18 protein-coding genes are annotated in these 17920 nt (G+C 70.8%); 7 read left to right on the top strand and 11 right to left on the bottom strand.

The window, feature by feature from the left end; genetic code table 11:
• Positions 1-33: 33 nt before the first annotated feature.
• The 3 genes from IE239_RS17550 (at position 34) to recX (ending at position 3729) form a co-directional block, all read left to right on the top strand.
• Complete coding sequence (locus IE239_RS17550; RefSeq protein WP_190150266.1) at positions 34-1302, top strand: AI-2E family transporter; 1269 nt, start codon at positions 34-36, stop codon at positions 1300-1302.
• Positions 1303-1788: 486 nt separating this feature from the next.
• Positions 1789-2916 (top strand): recombinase RecA, encoded by a 1128-nt coding sequence (recA, locus tag IE239_RS17545; RefSeq protein ID WP_190150265.1) that lies wholly within the window; start codon positions 1789-1791, stop codon positions 2914-2916.
• A gap of 3 nt (positions 2917-2919) precedes the next feature.
• A complete protein-coding gene (recX, locus tag IE239_RS17540) occupies positions 2920-3729 on the top strand; it encodes a recombination regulator RecX (protein ID WP_190150264.1) in 810 nt (269 codons plus the stop codon).
• A gap of 288 nt (positions 3730-4017) precedes the next feature.
• Here the strand turns inward: recX and IE239_RS17535 are convergent, their stop codons facing one another.
• From IE239_RS17535 to IE239_RS17505, 8 genes are all read right to left on the bottom strand, one after another.
• Positions 4018-4389: a rhodanese-like domain-containing protein gene (locus IE239_RS17535; RefSeq protein WP_190150297.1), complete on the bottom strand. Its 372-nt coding sequence runs from the start codon at positions 4387-4389 to the stop codon at positions 4018-4020.
• 113 nt (positions 4390-4502) lie between these two features.
• A complete protein-coding gene (locus IE239_RS17530; RefSeq protein ID WP_190150263.1) occupies positions 4503-5045 on the bottom strand; it encodes a cupin domain-containing protein in 543 nt (180 codons plus the stop codon).
• A gap of 100 nt (positions 5046-5145) precedes the next feature.
• Positions 5146-5217 carry a putative leader peptide gene (locus IE239_RS43260; RefSeq protein WP_309544753.1) on the bottom strand — a complete coding sequence of 24 codons (72 nt, stop codon included), beginning with the start codon at positions 5215-5217 and terminating at the stop codon, positions 5146-5148.
• Positions 5218-5405: 188 nt separating this feature from the next.
• Positions 5406-7136, bottom strand: coding sequence for an FAD-dependent monooxygenase (locus IE239_RS17525; RefSeq protein ID WP_190150296.1), 1731 nt, complete (start codon positions 7134-7136; stop codon positions 5406-5408).
• Positions 7137-7310: 174 nt separating this feature from the next.
• Positions 7311-8243, bottom strand: coding sequence for an amino acid ABC transporter permease (locus IE239_RS17520; RefSeq protein ID WP_190150262.1), 933 nt, complete (start codon positions 8241-8243; stop codon positions 7311-7313).
• Complete coding sequence (locus tag IE239_RS17515) at positions 8240-8905, bottom strand: amino acid ABC transporter permease (RefSeq protein WP_190150261.1); 666 nt, start codon at positions 8903-8905, stop codon at positions 8240-8242. The genes IE239_RS17520 and IE239_RS17515 overlap by 4 nt, the downstream gene beginning before the upstream one ends.
• A 126-nt stretch (positions 8906-9031) precedes the next feature.
• On the bottom strand, positions 9032-9886 hold the full coding sequence (locus IE239_RS17510) for a glutamate ABC transporter substrate-binding protein (protein WP_190150260.1): 855 nt from the start codon (positions 9884-9886) through the stop codon (positions 9032-9034).
• An 88-nt stretch (positions 9887-9974) separates the two neighbouring features.
• The gene (locus IE239_RS17505; RefSeq protein WP_190150259.1) at positions 9975-10751 is read right to left on the bottom strand and encodes an amino acid ABC transporter ATP-binding protein; all 777 of its coding nucleotides are present in this window, start codon (positions 10749-10751) and stop codon (positions 9975-9977) included.
• A 321-nt stretch (positions 10752-11072) separates the two neighbouring features.
• On the opposite strand from IE239_RS17505, the gene IE239_RS17500 reads away from it, so the two are divergent.
• Together IE239_RS17500 and IE239_RS17495 are read left to right on the top strand one after the other, a co-directional pair.
• Positions 11073-11759 (top strand): response regulator transcription factor, encoded by a 687-nt coding sequence (locus IE239_RS17500; RefSeq protein WP_190150258.1) that lies wholly within the window; start codon positions 11073-11075, stop codon positions 11757-11759.
• A gap of 12 nt (positions 11760-11771) precedes the next feature.
• Positions 11772-13208: a HAMP domain-containing sensor histidine kinase gene (locus IE239_RS17495; RefSeq protein WP_190150257.1), complete on the top strand. Its 1437-nt coding sequence runs from the start codon at positions 11772-11774 to the stop codon at positions 13206-13208.
• Here the strand turns inward: IE239_RS17495 and IE239_RS17490 are convergent.
• On the bottom strand, positions 13198-14196 hold the full coding sequence (locus tag IE239_RS17490) for a TAXI family TRAP transporter solute-binding subunit (RefSeq protein WP_190150256.1): 999 nt from the start codon (positions 14194-14196) through the stop codon (positions 13198-13200). The genes IE239_RS17495 and IE239_RS17490 overlap by 11 nt on opposite strands.
• A 98-nt stretch (positions 14197-14294) precedes the next feature.
• Between IE239_RS17490 and IE239_RS17485 the strand changes: the two genes are divergently transcribed.
• Positions 14295-14699 (top strand): pyrophosphohydrolase domain-containing protein, encoded by a 405-nt coding sequence (locus IE239_RS17485; protein WP_190150255.1) that lies wholly within the window; start codon positions 14295-14297, stop codon positions 14697-14699.
• Between the two features lie 122 nt (positions 14700-14821).
• Here IE239_RS17485 and IE239_RS17480 read toward each other — a convergent pair whose 3' ends face one another.
• Together IE239_RS17480 and IE239_RS17475 are read right to left on the bottom strand one after the other, a co-directional pair.
• Positions 14822-16048 (bottom strand): cation:proton antiporter, encoded by a 1227-nt coding sequence (locus IE239_RS17480; protein WP_190150254.1) that lies wholly within the window; start codon positions 16046-16048, stop codon positions 14822-14824.
• Positions 16049-16052: 4 nt separating this feature from the next.
• Complete coding sequence (locus IE239_RS17475) at positions 16053-16538, bottom strand: cation:proton antiporter regulatory subunit (protein WP_190150253.1); 486 nt, start codon at positions 16536-16538, stop codon at positions 16053-16055.
• 357 nt (positions 16539-16895) lie between these two features.
• Between IE239_RS17475 and IE239_RS17470 the strand changes: the two genes are divergently transcribed.
• Positions 16896-17891 (top strand): sensor histidine kinase, encoded by a 996-nt coding sequence (locus tag IE239_RS17470; protein ID WP_229878147.1) that lies wholly within the window; start codon positions 16896-16898, stop codon positions 17889-17891.
• The last annotated feature ends 29 nt before the right edge of the window (positions 17892-17920 follow it).

The following is a 17920-nucleotide window of genomic DNA, read 5'->3' as shown; positions in this document are numbered from 1 at the left end:
CCGATTGTCGGCGGCGTAGGCGAGACTTGCTCCGTGGCACCCACTGACGAGACCGGGCAGATCGCCCGGAACGCATCCCCGCCCGGCACCACGCCGCCCCCGGAACCGTTTTCGAGCCGGGGCGACGCCGGGCACGCGGCACGCATGCCGCGCTGGCTTCCGCGCGCCATGGTGCTCGCCCTCGCCCTCGTCGGCGCGTTCCAGCTGGGCACCTGGGCGTTCCACCAACTCGTCGGTCTGCTGCTCAACATCCTCATCGCGTTCTTCCTGGCACTCGCCATAGAACCGGCGGTCAGCCGGATGGCCGCCCGGGGGATGCGCAGGGGGCTCGCCACCTTCCTGGTCTTCTTCGGCCTGCTGATCGCCGTCGTCGGTTTCTTCGCACTGCTCGGCTCGATGCTCGCCGGACAGATCATCAAGATGATCGAGGGCTTCCCGGAGTACCTGGACTCGGTGATCCACTGGGTCAACACCACGTTCCACACCGAACTCAGGCGCGTGGACATCCAGGAGGGCCTGCTCCACTCCAACTGGCTGAAGAAGTACGCCCAGAACAGCGCCGCCGGCGTCCTGGACGTCTCCACCCAGGTCCTCGGCGGCCTCTTCCAGCTGCTGACGATCGCCCTGTTCTCGTTCTACTTCGCCGCGGACGGCCCGCGGCTGCGCCGTGCCCTGTGCTCCGTGCTGCCGCCGGCCAGGCAGGCGGAGGTGCTGCGCGCTTGGGAGATCGCCGTCGACAAGACCGGCGGCTACCTCTACTCGCGCGGACTGATGGCGTTGATCTCCGGCGTGGCGCACTACATCTTGCTGCAGGCCCTCGGCATCCCGTACGCGCCTGTGCTCGCCGTGTGGGTGGGCGTGGTCTCGCAGTTCATCCCCACCATCGGCACCTATCTCGCGGGCGCCCTCCCCATGCTGATCGCCTTCACGGTGTCGCCGCTGTACGCGCTCTGGGTACTGATCTTCGTCGTGGTCTACCAGCAGTTCGAGAACTACATGCTGCAGCCCAAACTCACGTCGAAGACCGTCGACATCCACCCCGCCGTCGCCTTCGGCTCCGTCATCGCCGGCACCGCGCTCCTGGGCGCCGTCGGGGCGCTGATCTCCATCCCGGCGGTCGCCACCCTGCAGGCGTTCCTGGGCGCCTATGTCAAGCGCTACGCCGTCACGGACGATCCCCGCGTCCACGGTCACCGGGACCGCGGTGAGGGGCCGGGTCCGCTCACCCGCGCGCGTGAGCTGTGGACACGGGGCCGGGACCGGACGGGCGACCCGCGACGGCGCCCCGGAGAGTCCGGCTGAGGGGGCACGCCACGGCACCCCGGCGGTAACACGGCGGGCCCGGAAGCCCCGGAAATCCCGTAAGGCCAGCAAGGCCCGTAAGTCCCGGAAAGCCAGGCCGGGGAGCAGGCGGGTGAGTGCACCCCGGTTCTCAGCCCTCGGGTTCCTCGGGTTCCGCTGGTGCCTCCGCCCGGCCGACGACGGCGCTCGAAGTCGCCGTGAGGCCCGGGGGCGGACAGGGACGAGCAGGAGCAGCCGGGTGGTCCCGGGCTTCGGTGACTCCGTGAACGTAGGCTCGGAAGTGCCGGGTGGTGCGCTTGACACGTAAATCGAACATCCGTTCTGATGGAGACTCCGGTGAAGCTCTCGGCGGGTGTTACGTCCCGATTTCGGGCGGTAAGCGCGTGAGTTATCCACAGGCCGAACCGGCGTCGAGGCGCATTGTCAGTGGCAGGCGTTAGCGTCTTTGACGTGAAGCGATCGACTCAAGCAAATCGGGTGGAACCCATGGCAGGAACCGACCGCGAGAAGGCCCTGGATGCCGCACTCGCACAGATTGAACGCCAATTCGGCAAGGGCGCAGTGATGCGGCTCGGCGAGCGGCCGAACGAGCCCATCGAGGTCATCCCCACCGGATCGACCGCACTGGACGTCGCCCTCGGCGTCGGCGGTCTGCCGCGTGGCCGCGTGGTCGAGGTGTACGGCCCGGAGTCCTCCGGTAAGACGACGCTGACGCTGCACGCCGTGGCGAACGCGCAGAAGGCCGGCGGCCAGGTCGCCTTCGTGGACGCGGAGCACGCCCTCGACCCCGAGTACGCCAAGAAGCTCGGCGTCGACATCGACAACCTGATCCTCTCCCAGCCCGACAACGGCGAGCAGGCCCTCGAGATCGTGGACATGCTGGTCCGCTCCGGCGCCCTCGACCTGATCGTCATCGACTCCGTGGCCGCACTCGTGCCGCGCGCGGAGATCGAGGGCGAGATGGGCGACAGCCACGTCGGTCTCCAGGCCCGTCTGATGAGCCAGGCGCTGCGGAAGATCACCAGCGCGCTCAACCAGTCCAAGACCACCGCGATCTTCATCAACCAGCTCCGCGAGAAGATCGGCGTGATGTTCGGCTCCCCGGAGACCACCACCGGTGGCCGGGCGCTGAAGTTCTACGCCTCGGTACGACTCGACATCCGCCGCATCGAGACCCTGAAGGACGGCACGGACGCGGTCGGCAACCGTACCCGCGTCAAGGTCGTCAAGAACAAGGTCGCGCCGCCCTTCAAGCAGGCCGAGTTCGACATCCTCTACGGGCAGGGCATCAGTCGCGAGGGCGGTCTGATCGACATGGGCGTGGAGAACGGCTTCGTCCGCAAGGCCGGCGCCTGGTACACGTACGAGGGCGACCAGCTCGGCCAGGGCAAGGAGAACGCCCGCAACTTCCTGAAGGACAACCCCGATCTCGCCAACGAGATCGAGAAGAAGATCAAGGAGAAGCTGGGCGTCGGCGTGCGTCCCGAGGAGCCCGCCGCCGAACCGGGCGCGGACGCCGCGGTGGCTGCCGGTACCTCGGACGACGCCGCCAAGACGGTGCCGGCTGCCGCCGCCAAGACCGCCAGGACCAAGGCCGCGGCTGCCAAGAGCTGATCCGTGACACGACGAACCGACTGGGCCGAGTACGTCCACCCCGACATCCGCCGTGAGGAGGAGAGCGGGGTCGACGGCGGCCCTGCCCAGGACGGCGACGACCGGCGGAAAGGCGGTCGGCGTCGGAGCGAAGGAGCGGACGGCGACGACCGGTCCCGTGACGGCCGGGCGCGACGCGGCGGCGAAGGCGGTCCACGTGGCGGGCGTGGGCGCCGTCGGCGCGGCTCCGGAGAACCGTCCGCCGAGGACGAAGACGGCTTTTCCTCGTCGAGGGCCGAGCAGGAGGCGTCTTCAGGGGACCCGGCTGAGCGGGCACGGGCGATCTGTCTGCGCCTGCTCACCGGGACCCCGCGCACGCGCAGTCAACTCGCCGACGCGCTGCGCAAACGGGAGATCCCGGACGACGTGGCGGACGCGGTGCTCTCGCGGTTCGAGGAGGTCGGGCTGATCAACGACAGCGCCTTCGCGGACGCCTGGGTGGAGTCCCGCCATCACGGCAGGGGACTGGCCCGGCGCGCGCTCGCCCGGGAACTACGGACCAAGGGCGTCGACGCGGCGCTGATCGACGAGGCCGTCGGCCGGCTCGACTCCGAGCAGGAGGAGGAGACGGCGCGCGAACTCGTCGCCCGCAGACTGCGATCGACCCGCGGACTCGACCGCGACAGACGGCTGCGTCGTCTGGCCGGCATGCTCGCACGCAAGGGTTACTCCGAGGGCATGGCTCTACGGGTGGTGCGGCAGGCGTTGGAAGAAGAGGGCCAGGAAGGCGGAGACGGCGAAGAGACGGACTTCCTGGTGAGCGACGATTTCTGAACCTCGCGACCCTCGTGACGTCGCTCGCCGTGGGCAGAGGCACCGGCCTGGCCATCCTGTCCGACCAGTCCGCTCTGGCCGTCCCGGCCGCGTTCGGTGGCGGCACGACCGGGCTGCGGCCCCGGCGGTCGTACCCCTTGCCCAGGTCGCGGTGATCGCCGGGCCGGGCTGCTCGTCCTCTTCACCACCGCCGGGCCGGGCGGGTGGCGCTGAGAAGTACGCGCGGTGACGGTCGCGACGACCCAAGGACTGACTGTGTCCCGGCCGGTGTCCCTGTGTGGCCCCCGCCTACGCGGTCACCGGGAGACCCGCGGCCTTCCACGCCTGGAAGCCGCCGACCAGGTCGGTGGCCCGGTGCAGACCCAGCTGGTGCAGCGAGGCAGCCGCGAGGCTAGACGCGTAGCCCTCGTTGCAGATCACGATGGCGCGCACGTCGTGGCTCGTTGCTTCGGGGAGACGATGGCTGCCCCGGGGATCGAGACGCCACTCCAGTTCGTTGCGTTCGACGACCAGCGCGCCGGGGATCAGCCCGTCCCGCTCACGCAGGGCCGCGTAACGGATGTCGACGAGCAACGCCTCGCCGGCGCGGGCGGCTTCGTAGGCTTCCCGCGCCTCCACGCGCGCGTACCCGGAACGCACTCGCTCGAGCAACTCGTCTATGCCGGGCGGCTGCCGGTGGTCCGGTCGGCGGTCCGGTCGGCGGTCCGGTCGTCCGTCCCGCTGTTCATCCCGCCGTGCGTGGGGCGGTCGGTCCTGAGGGGTGCTCGCGCCGCTCACTGCCAGTCCTCGGGACGCTCGACCTGCTCCAGCCGCAGCACGCGTCCGGTGCGGCTGTAGCGGCGCATGCTCGGCAGCGGCGGGTAGTAGGCGTGGACGGAGACGGCGTGCTCCTCGGCGGACTCGTTGAGCACCTCGTGGACGTGGTGGCGGCCGAAGGCACGGCCGCGGCCGGCGGTGAGGGAGCGTTCCCGGTCGACGCCGTCCGCCAGTTCCAGGGTCTTCCAGCCGTCGGTGGGCAGCCGCGCGGCGAGCGAGTACTCCTTCAGCGTGCCCCGGGCGGTGAGGAAGGCGCCCACCGAGTCGGCGTGGTCGTGCCAGCCGGTGCCCGTGCCGGGCGGCCAGCCGATCAGCCAGGCCTCGCTGCCGCCGGGACCTTCCAGACGCACCCAGGTGCGGCCCTCGGGGTCGAGAGGGAGCGAGGAGATCAGCTCGGCGTCGGCGGCCGTGCGCCGGACGAAGTCGAGAAGGTCCGCCTGCGTCGGCGCTGCGACGGAGGCGTCAGCGGCGACGGCGGACAGGGAGGGGGAGACAGACACGGGTACCGTCCTGGGAACGTTCGCGGGGAGGCGCGCGGCCGGGCGCACGAGCGCGGATGCGCTACGGCGGGGCGCGCCGGTGGAAAAGGGGGATGCGAATTCAGCAGGACGGACGACACACGCAGCCCGCATAGCGGACGAGGTCCATATGGACCCTCCGCCACAGGCGCACATCGGTGTCGGTCACGATCCGGAGTAGACCATGCCGGTGCAGCACGGTCAACCGACTGTCACCATGTGGACCCCACGGTGACACCGTGTGCGGCAGCACGACCGTCGCGAGCGCCTGCGGACAGCGGCACTCGCGACGGGCCCGCCCAGGACCGGGCGAACCCAGGCCGGACGGGACCCGCGCGGACGTCACTTGGCCGTGCTGCCTGCCGCGGCACCGGCCGTGGACGCCTCCTGAGCCCCCTTGGTCCCTTTGGTCCCCTGGGCCCCCTTGGATCCCTGGGTCTCCTGTGCGCCCTCGGCCCCCGCCGGGCCGCCGAGGGCCGCCTCCGCCGCCGCGTACAGATCGGCCGCACGCACTCCGTTGAGCGCGGCGACCAGATGGCCGTCGGGCCTGATCAGCAGGACGGTGTGGGCGGCCGCGCCCGGGTAGCTCTCCGCCACCAGCAGCTCGGCCGGGCTCGGCAGGGCCGTCACCGCGGCGGCCAGACGGGGCATGATCCCGGCGCTCACCCAGTGCCGGCGCTCCCACACGCCGGTGCCCGGCGCGATCAGCAGGACGAGCAGCGCGCCCCGGCCGAGCCGGTCCCGCAGCTGGACGAACGAGCCGTCCTCCGCCGTCACGCGGACGTCCTGGACCTGTGCGCCCGGGGGCGTGTCCACCGGCACCTCCGCCTCCAGGTGCCGGGGCGCCAGAGGGGACTCCGCATAGCTGCCGACGGCGCCCAGCGGTCCGCGTCCCAGGTGACCGTCGGTCAGCAGCATGTCGTGGCCGCGGGCCGCGCCCGGCACGTACGCCCTTATGCCACCGCCGCCACGCAGCAGCGGCAGCGCCTGGTCGGCGGCGCGCAGCCGGGCGGAGACGACCGCACGACGCTCTGCCTGGTAGCTGTCGAGCAGTGCCTCGTGCGGTCCGTGGTGCCAGGCCAGGGCGAGCTTCCAGGCCAGGTTGTCGGCGTCGCGCAGACCCTCGTCCAGACCCTGCGCGCCGAACGCGCCGAGCAGGTGAGCGGCGTCCCCGGCGAGGAAGACCCGCCCCACGCGCCAGCGGCGGGCCAGCCGGTGGTGCACGGTGTGGACTCCGGTGTCGAGCAGTTCGTAGGCGGGCGTCGGTCCGTCGCTCCAGCCGGCCAGGGTCTCGCGGATGCGCGCCACGAGCAGTTCGGGCGTCACGAGGTCCTTGCCGGGCGGCAGGAGCCAGTCCAGGCGCCAGACGTCCTCGGGCAGCGGGCGACCGGTGACTTCCCCGGCGGACGGGCCGGACATCCGCCAGGGGGGCGTCCGATGGAGCAACGCCTCGTCCGCCCAGGGAAGTTCCACGCGCAGGGCGGCCACGGCGTGGCGCTCGACCGCGGTGCGGCCGGGGAAGCGGACGTCGAGGAGCTTGCGCACGGTGGAGCGCGGACCGTCGCAGCCGACCAGGTGGCTGCCGCGCCACCAGGTTCCCTTGGGGCCGCGGGTGTGGACCGTGACGCCCGAGGTCTCCTGCTCGACGCCGTCCACCCGGCTGTCCGCGACGACCTTCACCAGCGTCTCGCGCTCCAGCGCGGCGCGCAGCGCGCCCGTGAGCACGTGCTGGGCGATGTGCAGCGGGGCGGGACCGGCGGTTGCGGGGACGCCGGTCGCGTCGGCCGTGACGTCCGGGCCGGCCATGTCGTCGAAGGAGACCTCGCGGATCACCTGCTTGCGCCGCATGGAGCGCCATCCGGCCCAACGGAGCCCGGCCCGGTCGAGGTCCGCTCCGGTCAGCCGCCGCACGAGGGCCGCGGTGTCCTCGCGCAGCACGACGGTGCGGGCGAGCCGCGGTTCGTCCTTGCCGGGGCCCTCGTCGAGCACCACGGACGGCACCTGCTGACGCGCCAGGGCCAGGGCGAGCGTGAGCCCCACCGGCCCGGCTCCGACGATGATCACCGGGTCCACGGCGTGCCGCCCCCTGCCTTCGACGGTGTCCTCGCGGGTTTGAGTGAACAACGGGTTGGAGCAGGGTGCACGATCACAGAACGTATGCAACCCATTGTCGTTGTTTGCGTCAAGCGACGGAAGGCAGTGGCGCGCACGCCACTGCCTTCCACGTCGTCGCTGTTTGATCGCTCGTCAGGTGTAGGTCCTGGCGCCTGGGAGGCCGCCTCCCTCGCCCCCGGTCCCGAACGTGCCGCCGACCGCCGCCGGATTGAGTTCCTCCATGTCCTCCGCGCCGAGGACCGCACCCGTGCTCTTCTTGCTGCGCCGCAGCCGCTTCTCCAGCCAGCTCGCGAAGCTGGTGAGGAGGAAGTTCAGCACGATGTACATGGCCGCGACCACGATGAAGCTGGGGATGACGTTGGCGTAGTTGGCCGCGAGGGTGCCGCGCGAGTTGAGCAGCTCGGTGAATCCGATCATCACACCGCCCAGTGCGGTGTCCTTCACGATGACCACGAGCTGGCTGACGATCGCCGGGAGCATCGCGGTGACCGCCTGCGGGAGCAGGATGCTGCTCATGGTCTGCCCCTTGCGCAGACCGATGGCGTAGGCCGCCTCCGTCTGCCCCCTGGGCAGCGAGAGGATGCCGGCCCGGACGACCTCGGCGAGGACGGCCGCGTTGTAGAGCACCAGTCCGGTGACGACGGCGTAGAGCGGCCGGTCCGCGCTGCCCACGTCCGTGGAGCGGGCGTAGAACTCGTTGGCGAACAGGATCAGCAGCAGTACCGGGATGGCCCGGAAGAACTCGACCACCGTGCCGGCGACGCCGCGCACCCAGCGGTGGTCCGAGAGACGGGCGATGCCGAAGACGGCGCCCATCGGAAGGGCGATGACCATCGCCAGCGACGCGGCCTTCAGCGTGTTGGCGAGACCGGGCAGCAGGTACGTCGTCCATGCCTCGGACTCGATGAACGGCTTCCAGAGCGCGGAGGTCAGCTGGTCCTTGTCGTCCATCTTCTGCCACACCCACCACAGGAGCAGCGCAAGGAGAACGGTGAAGAGCACCGAGAAGAGGACGTTGCGCTGCTTGGCGCGAGGTCCGGGAGTGTCGTAGAGGACCGAGCTCATCGCTTCACCGCCAGTCGCTTGCCGAGCCAGCCCAGGATGAGGCCGGTCGGCAGGGTCAGAACCACGAACCCGAACGCGAAGACCGCGCCGATGAGCAGCGTCTGCGCCTCGTTCTCGATCATCGTCTTCATGAGGTAGGCGGCTTCGGCGACGCCGATGGCGGCCGCCACCGTGGTGTTCTTGGTCAGCGCGATCAGGACGTTGGCCAGCGGGCCGATGACCGAGCGGAAGGCCTGGGGGAGGACGACCAGTGTCAGGGTCTGCGTGAAGCTGAGGCCGATGGCACGGGCGGCCTCGGCCTGGCCCATCGGCACGGTGTTGATGCCGGAGCGGATCGCCTCACAGACGAAGGCCGCGGTGTAGCCGGCCAGGCCGAGCACGGCCAGCCGGAACCCCTGGACCGCGAAGTCGTCGCTTCCCATGGTCGCTCCGAAGATGTCGGCGAGACCGAGCGAGCTGAACAGGATGATGACCGTGAGGGGGATGTTCCGGACGACGTTGACGTAGAAGGTGCCGAACCCGCGCATCAGCGGAACCGGACTCACCCGCATCGCGGCCAGCAGGGTGCCCCAGACGAGGGAGCCCACGGCGGAGAGGGCGGTGAGCTTCACCGTCATCCAGAACGCCCCTAGGACGTCGTAACCATCAAGAAAGTCGAACACGATCTCCCGCGCTTCCGGGTGGGTGGCGTATGAGGAGGGCGGGGCGCGCCGCCGCCGTGATCGCGACGGACGGCGGCGCACCGCAGGAACCCCGCAGGAACCCCGCAGGGTGGGCCGTGGCCCGGACTACTTGACGATGACGCCGATCTTCGGGGCCTGCTCGTTCTTGTAGCCGGCCGGACCGAAGTTGTCCTTGACGGCCTTGTCCCACGAGCCGTCCTTGACCATCTGCTCCAGCGCCTTGTTGATCTTGTCCACGGTCGCGGTGTCGCCCTTCTTGACGCCGACGCCGTAGTTCTCGTTGCTGAGCTTCAGGCCCGCGAGCTTGAACTTGCCCTTGTACTGGTCCTGGGAGGCGAAGCCGGCGAGGATCGAGTCGTCGGTGGTGACCGCGTCCACGGCGCCGCTCTGCAGGCCGGCGATGCACTCCGAGTAGGAGCTCACCTCCTTGAGCTTCGCGTCCGGGGCGATCGACTTCTGCACGTTCTGCGCCGAGGTCGACCCGGTCACCGAACACAGCTTCTTGCCGTTGAGGTCCGTGCCCTTGGAGATGTCCGAGTCGGACTTGATCAGCAGGTCCTGGTGGGCCAGCAGGTACGGGCCGGCGAAGTCGACCTTCTTCTTGCGCTCGTCGTTGATCGAGTAGGTGGCCGTGATGAACTTGACGTCGCCGCGCGAGAGGGCGTTCTCGCGGTCGGCGCTCTTGGTCTCGATGAACTCGATCTGGTCCGGCTTGTAGCCGAGCTGCTTGGCGACGTACGTGGCGACGTCCACGTCGAAGCCGGCGTAGGACCCGTCGGGCTTCTTCAGGCCGAGACCGGGCTGGTCGAACTTGATGCCGACCTTGATCTTGCCGCCGCCACCGCTGCCGCCACTGGAGCCGCTGCCGGCGTCGTCCTTCTTGTCGCCGCCGCACGCGGTGGCGGTCAGGGCGAGGACGAGGGCTGCGGCCGAGGCGGCGGTGACCTTGCGAAGCATCATGGAGAACGTCCTTAGAAGAGTGATGAGGTGCTGCGGGCGGCGTGGGGCCGTCAGGGCTGCAGCCGGTGGTGCGGGTCGGTGCTGCGGGTCAGTGGTGCAGGATCTTCGACAGGAAGTCCTTGGCACGGTCGCTGCGCGGATTGCTGAAGAACTGGTCGGGCGCAGCCTCTTCGACGATGCGTCCGTCCGCCATGAACACCACGCGGTTCGCGGCCGATCGCGCGAACCCCATCTCATGGGTGACGACGATCATCGTCATGCCGTCCCGGGCCAGCTGCTGCATGACCTCCAGGACCTCGTTGATCATCTCGGGGTCCAGGGCCGACGTCGGCTCGTCGAAGAGCATGACCTTCGGGTCCATCGCCAGCGCGCGGGCGATGGCGACGCGCTGCTGCTGGCCGCCGGAGAGCTGCGCGGGGTACTTGTCCGCCTGCGTGCCCACACCGACCCGGTCGAGGAGGGCGCGTGCCTTCTCCTCGGCCTTCGCCTTGTCCACCTTGCGGACCTTGATCTGGCCCAGCATCACGTTCTCGAGCACGGTCTTGTGCGCGAACAGGTTGAACGACTGGAAGACCATGCCGACGTCGGCGCGCAGCCGGGCCAGCGCCTTGCCCTCCTGGGGCAGCGGCTTCCCGTCGATCGTGATCGCGCCCTCGTCGATCGTCTCCAGGCGGTTGATGGTGCGGCACAGCGTCGACTTCCCGGACCCGGAGGGGCCGATGACCACGACGACCTCTCCGCGGGCGATCGTCAGGTCGATGTCCTGGAGAACGTGCAACGCGCCGAAGTGCTTGTTGACGCTCTTCAGGACGACCAGGTCACCGCTCGTGACCGCGTCCTCCTTGGTCACCGATACTTCGGTCATCGCTCGGGTGCTCCGTCCTCCTCGGTTTCGCAGGACAGTAGTGACCGGCCGCGACCAGCGTCATTACATCTGAGGGGAATCTGAGCATCACGATCCGATAGCAGTCGGACACCTGTCGTAGCTCTTGCGGCCCCCGGGCGTCTCGGCCGGATAACGGAAGCCGCGTGCAACCGGAACTCTCTTGACGGCGTCCTCGTCCATCAGCGTGACTGCCATGATGCACACACGCGTGTGCCCGCTTTTCTCGTGTGTCGCGAAACCGCAAGCCTGTCGGGGTGAGCCAGACCGTATGCCCGAGGAACCGAACCGGAGGAGGCCGGGATGAGACTGCTGCTCGTCGAGGACGACAACCATGTCGCCGCCGCGCTGTCCGCGGTCCTCAAACGGCACGGCTTCAACGTCACCCACGCGCGCAGCGGCGAGGAAGCCCTGCAGGCGCTCGTCCCGGAGGGGCCCGGTTTCGGGGTCGTCCTGCTCGACCTGGGGCTGCCCGACCAGGACGGGTACGAGGTCTGCGGCAAGATCCGCAAGCGCACCGCCACACCGGTGATCATGGTGACCGCCCGCTCCGACGTCCGCTCCCGCATACACGGCCTCAACCTGGGCGCCGACGACTACGTGGTGAAGCCGTACGACACCGGGGAGCTGCTCGCCCGTATCCACGCCGTCAGCCGCCGCACCGTCCACGAGGACCCGGCCGCCGGTCAGGACAGCGCGCTGCGCCTGGGACCCGTGCACATCGAACTGCCCACCCGCCGCGTCACGGTGGACGGTGCGGCCGTCCAGCTGACCCGGAAGGAGTTCGACCTCCTGGCCCTGCTGGCCCAGCGCCCCGGCGTGGTCTTCCGCCGGGAGCAGATCATCAGCGAGGTGTGGCGCACCAGCTGGGAGGGGACCGGGCGCACCCTGGAGGTCCATGTGGCCTCGCTGCGCGCCAAGTTGCGCATGCCGGCGTTGATCGAGACCGTGCGCGGCGTGGGTTACCGGCTCGTCGCCCCGGCCGCGTAGCGGGGACCGCTGTTGCGTACTCGTCTCCTGCCGCTGCTCATCGTCCTGATGGCGGCCGTGCTGCTGGCCCTCGGGGTGCCGCTGGCCATCAGCGTGGCCGGCGCCCAGCAGCAGAAGGTGGTCGTCGACCGCATCGACGACACCGCCCGCTTCGCGGCGCTCGCCCAGTTCGTCACCGTCTCCTCGGGCGTCTCCGGCGACTCGGCGTCGGCGTCCACCAACGAGCGGCGCGAGACGCTCGGCCGGGAACTCGCCAGCTACTACGACGTCTACGGGATTCGTGCCGGTGTCTTCTACGGCACCGACACCCCCATGGCCCACGCCCCGCGGGACTGGTACCTCCCCGAAACGGGTGAGGTGCGGGACGCCTTCGACGAGGCGCTGCTCAGCCGTCGCAGCCACGACCCCCGGCAGGTGTGGCCGTGGCAGCGCAACCGGCTCGTCGTGGCGTCGCCGGTCATCCGGGACGGCGACGTCGTCGCGGTCGTCGTCACCGACTCGCCCACCGGGCCGATGCGGTCACGGATCCTGCACGGCTGGCTGGTCGTCGGAGCCGGCGAGGTCGCCGCGATGCTGCTGGCCATCGGCGCGGCCCTGCGGCTGACCGGGTGGGTGCTGCGACCGGTGCGGGTCCTGGACGCCACCGCCCACGAGATCGCGAGCGGCCGTCTGAAGTCCCGGGTCGCCGTGGGCGGCGGACCGCCGGAACTACGGCGGCTGGCCGGAGCGTTCAACGAGATGGCGGACAACGTCGAGAACGTGCTGGAACAGCAGCGTGCCTTCGTCGCCGATGCCTCGCACCAACTGCGCAACCCGCTGGCGGCCCTGCTGCTGCGCATCGAACTCCTGGGCTACGAACTCCCCGAGGGCAACGAGGAGATCGCATCCGTCCAGAACGAGGGCAAACGCCTGGCCCAGGTCCTGGACGACCTGCTGGACCTCGCCCTCGCCGAGCACGCCGAGGTCCATCTGCGGGTCACCGACATCGGCGCGCTGGCCGCCGAGCGGGTGGCCGCCTGGGCGCCCACCGCAGAGGCCAAGGGCGTCCGGCTGGTGGGCGACTGCCCGCCCACCACGGCATGGGCCGACCCGGTGACGCTCTCCAGCGCCCTGGACGCCGTCATCGACAACGCCGTCAAGTTCACGCCCCGGGGCGAGAGCGTCGAGGTCGTCGTGGCCGCCGACGGCGACATCTCGACCGTCGTCGTCACCGACAACGGGCCGGGTCTCACCGACGAGGAACTCACGCGCGTGGGCGACCGTTTCTGGCGCAGCGGCCGCCACCAGAACATCAAGGGCTCCGGTCTGGGCCTGTCCATCTCCCGGGCCCTGCTCGCGGCCGGCGGCGGCTCCCTGTCGTACGCCCACCACGAGCCGAGCGGACTGACGGCGACGGTGTCCGTGCCCCGGTCGCCGACGTCGTGGCAGCCCCCGCAGACTAGGGCTTGACCGAGCGGTAGTAGCGCCGGGCGCCCTCGTGGAGCTTGAGCGGGTCGGTGTAGATGGCGGTGCGCAGATCGACCAACTGGGCCGAGTGCACGTGCGCGCCGATGCCGTCCCGGCTCCTGATCACGGTACGGGTCAGCCACTCGGTGAGCCGGGGGGCCGTGTCCGTGCGGGTGATGAGCAGGTTGGACACCGCGATCGTCGCCACGGTGGAGCCGTTCTGGACGGTGGGGTAGGCCGACTCGGGCATGTTCGTGGCCCGGTAGTAGCCGGTGGAGTCGTCCTGGTCGTGCATCCGGGCGACGAGGTCGGAGCTGATCGGCACGAACCGGAAGGTGAAGGTGTCGGCCAGTTTCTCCAGCCCGGCCGTCGGCACCCCGCCGGACCAGAAGAAGGCGTCGATCTCGCCCCGCTTCAGCTTCTCCGGGCCGGTGTCGATGCCCTCCGACTCGGCCTTGATGTCCTTCGCCGGGTCCAGGCCCGCCGCCTTGAGCACCCGCTCCGCGATCAGCCGCACACCGGAACGAGGGAGGCCGGTAGCCACGGTCCTGCCACGGAGGTCCGCGATGGAGCGGACGGACGAGTCCCGGGCCACCACGAGCTGGACGTAGTCGTCGTACAGCCGGGCCACCCCGCGCAGCCTGGCCGCCCCGTCGGGGTGCTGCGCCTCGTACGTCTGCACGGCGTCGGCCGCGGCGATGGTGAAGTCGGCCTCGCCCGTCGCCACCCGCTCGACGTTCTCCGGCGACCCGTTGCTGGCCGTCAGGTTCACGTTCAGATCGGGCATGTCCCTGGCGAGCGCGTCACGCAGCTGGCTGCCGTACTCGTAGTAGACGCCGCTCGTCGTCCCCGTGCTGAAGGTGATCGAACCGCTCGGCGGCTCCTCGCCCAGAGGCAGCATCCACCACAGCAGCAGCCCCATGACGACGGCGGCGGCGACCGTGCCGCCCAGGACGCCGCGTCTGACGGGACGGGAGAACACCTTGGACATGCCCGCGATCCTGCCAGCCCGCACGAGGTGCTGACCAGGCCGGGGCGCACGGGGCCGGGGCGGACGGGCTTGTCGGTGGCCGTCGTTACAGTCGTGGCATGAGTTCCTCGCCCGCCGATCTGGTCCGTGAGTTCCACCGTGCCTTCGGGCTCGACGTCCGCACCACCCCGACGCAGGTGTCGCCGCGTCTCGCCGCGCAGCGCGCAAGCCTGCTCGCCGAGGAGGCGGCCGAGGCCGCCGAGGTGTCCGTGAGCGGCCCGCTGGACCGGCTGGCGCACGAGCTGGCCGACGTCGTCTACATCGCCTACGGCACGGCTCTGGTGCACGGGATGGACCTCGACGCGGTGCTCGCCGAGATCCACCGCTCCAACATGACCAAACTCGGCCCCGACGGGCAGGTCACCCGCCGTGCCGACGGCAAGGTGCTCAAGGGCGAGCACTACCTGCCGCCCGACGTGTCCGCGGTGCTGCGCCGGCAGGGGTGGACGCCCGAGGGCGCCTGACGGCTCGGGACGTGCACGCGCGGCCCTCCGGGGCCGCCGTGCCTCGCCTCGGCCGTCCCCGCCGACGCCCATGCCGGGGTCTGCGTTCGCCGCGGTCGTCCCTGCCGGAGTCCGCGCCCGCGTCAGTCGCCCACCGGCGTCTGGGGGCGCGCCTCGACCGCATGGTCCGCTACGGCGGCCGTCCCGCGAGGCTCCCGGCGGCGCGTCCACCAGGCCGCGAGCGGCTCCGTGTAGCGGGCGGTGAGCGGACCGATCACGACCAGGATCAGGACGTACGCGGTGGCCAGCGGGCCGAGGGACGGCTCGATCCCGGCGGTGACCGCCAGTCCGGCGATGACGATCGAGAACTCCCCGCGTGCCACCAGCGCACCGCCCGTCCGCCAGCGTCCCTTGACGGAGATGCCGGCCCGCCGGGCCGCCCAGTAGCCGGTGGCGATCTTCGTCGCGGCGGTGACGACGGCCAGCGCCAGGGCCGGCAGAAGGACCGGCGGGATGCTCGCCGGGTCGGTGTGCAGCCCGAAGAAGACGAAGAAGACCGCGGCGAAGAGGTCCCGCAGCGGGCTCAGCAGCGTGTGCGCGCCTTCGGCGACCTCCCCGGACAGCGCGATGCCCACCAGGAACGCCCCCACCGCCGCCGACACCTGCAGTTGCTGTGCCACGCCGGCGACGAGGATCGTCAGGCCCAGCACGACCAGGAGCAGCTTCTCCGGGTCGTCGCTCGACACGAAGCGCGAGATCACCCGGCCGTAGCGAACCGCGGCGAACAGCACGAGGCCCGCCACGCCCAGCGCGACCGCCAGGGTCATGCTGCCGGCCGCCAGTCCCACCCCGGCCACCAGAGCGGTGACGATCGGCAGGTAGACGGCCATGGCCAGGTCCTCCAGCACCAGCACGCTGAGGATGACCGGCGTCTCCCGGTTGCCGACCCGCCCCAGGTCGCCCAGCACCTTGGCGATCACCCCGGAGGACGAGATCCAGGTGACCCCCGCAAGCACCACGGCGGCCACCGGCCCCCAGCCCAGCAGCAGCGCGGCGGCAGCGCCCGGCAGGGCGTTGAGGGAACAGTCGACGAGACCGGACGGATAGTGGGCCTTGAGGTTGGAGACCAGATCGCTCGCCGTGTACTCCAGGCCGAGCATCAGCAGCAGCAGGATGACGCCGATCTCGGCGCCGGTGGCCACGAACTCCTCGCTCGCGCCCAGCGGCAACAGCCCGCCTTCGCCGAAGGCCAGCCCGGCCAGCAGATAGAGCGGGATCGGCGAGAACCGGAAACGGGCCGCGAACCGGCCGAGCAGGCCGAGGGCGAGGATGATGGAACCGAACTCGATCAGCAGGACGGCGGAGTGCACTCGATCACTCCCGACCGAGGATCGCCGCGGCCGCGTCCACGCCTTCGCGGGTGCCGACTACGATGAGCGTGTCACCGCCCGCGAGACGGAAGTCCGGCGTCGGGGACGGGATCGCCTCGGCCCGCCGCAGCACGGCCACGATCGAGGCGCCGGTCTCCGTGCGCATCCGGGTGTCGCCCAGCAGCCGCCCGTTCCAGCGGGAGGTCGCCGCGACCTCCACCCGCTCGGCGACCAGTCCCAGATCGGTCGTGTACAGCAGGCTCGCGCTGTGGTGGGACGGCATCAGGGCGTCGATCAGCGCGTCCGCCTCGGCGCCGGTCAGCCGCAGCGACTGGGCGCAGGAGTCGGGGTCGTCGGTCCGGTACACGTTCACCGTGCGGGCGCCGTCGCGGTGCGCCACGACCGACAGGTGCCGCTGCTCCCGCGTCACGAGGTCGTACTGGACTCCGATGCCTGGGAGCGGAGTCGTTCGGAGACGTGGAGCAGGCACGTTTCTTCCCCTTGCTGGTCGTGTTCGTGTTCGTGTTCGTGGTTGTGGTCGCAGTCGTGCTTCGTGGCCGTCGTCGGGCGGTGACGTCTACGGGCTGGTGCCCGGAGTCGCCATGCTGCCACCTGCCCGTACGGTGACGACATGGGTGTCGTCACGGATGGACAGGGCCACCGGCCCCTGGAGAGGCTGGTCACGGCGGCGCCATGGAGACGCGGCCGGGACGGTTCTGCCCGCGCCGGCCGAGGCGGCCGAGGCCGACGAGGCCGACGAGGCGACTGGGGCGAAAGAGGTAAGAGAGACACAAGCGACACAAGAGGCAGAAGAGACAGGAGAGGCAGGCGGGAAGGAGCCGCGCACGTGTCGTTGTTCTGGCGGATCTTCGTCCTCGACGCCATGGGACTGGTCGTGGCGGCCGCGCTGCTCCTGGGTCCGGTGACCGTCTCCACGCCGATACTGCCGGGCGAGGTGCTCGTGGTGGTGGCCGGTCTGGCCGCGTTGCTGGCCGTCAACGCGGTCGTGCTGCGCGTCGGCCTGGCGCCGCTGGGGCGGCTCGGCCGGGCCATGGCCGACGCCGACCTGCTGCACCCGGGGGTCCGTGCCGTGGTCTCGGGGCCGGTGGAGACGGCCGAGCTGATCACCACGTACAACGCCATGCTGGACCGGCTCGAGGCCGAGCGCGCCGCCAGCGCCGCAGGGGCGCTGTCTGCGCAGGAACGGGAGCGCCACCGCATCGCCCGCGAGCTCCACGACGAGGTGGGGCAGACGCTGACCGCCGTGCTGCTCCAGCTCAAGCGCGTCGCCGACCGGGCCCCGACGGACCTGCGCGAGGAACTGGCCCAGGCGCAGGAGGCCACCCGGGACGGCCTGGACGAGATCCGTCGCATCGCCCGCCGGCTGCGCCCCGGAGTCCTCGACGAGCTCGGCCTGCTCAGCGCCCTGCGCTCCTTGGCCACCGAGTTCACCACCCACGGGCTGACGGTCCGCCACGATCTTCGCGCCCCGCTGCCCCCACTGACCGAGGAGACGGAACTGGTGCTGTACCGCGTGGCTCAGGAAGCCCTCACCAACACCGCGCGGCACTCGGGCGCCGACCGCGCCGAACTCTGGCTGCGCCCCGCCGCCGACGGCGTCGAACTCCTCGTACGGGACAACGGCAAGGGCCTGGGCGCGCAGGCCGGAGAGGGCGCCGGTATCCGCGGGATGCGCGAGCGGGCCCTGCTGATCGGCGCGGTCCTCACCGTCTCGTCGGACGCGGACGGCAGCGGCGGCGGGACGGACGTACGACTGCGGGCCACGGCGGGCCCCGCCGTGGCGCCGGCCGCCCCGGACTTCTCCGCCGGAGGCCTCCGATGACGGACGGCGCCTCTCCGGCGGCATCGACG

The sequence above is a fragment of the Streptomyces humidus genome (assembly GCF_014649655.1).
GTDB lineage: Bacteria > Actinomycetota > Actinomycetes > Streptomycetales > Streptomycetaceae > Streptomyces > Streptomyces humidus.
Note: the sequence above shows the minus strand (reverse complement) of the source record. Positions and strands in the feature narration are given on the sequence as shown.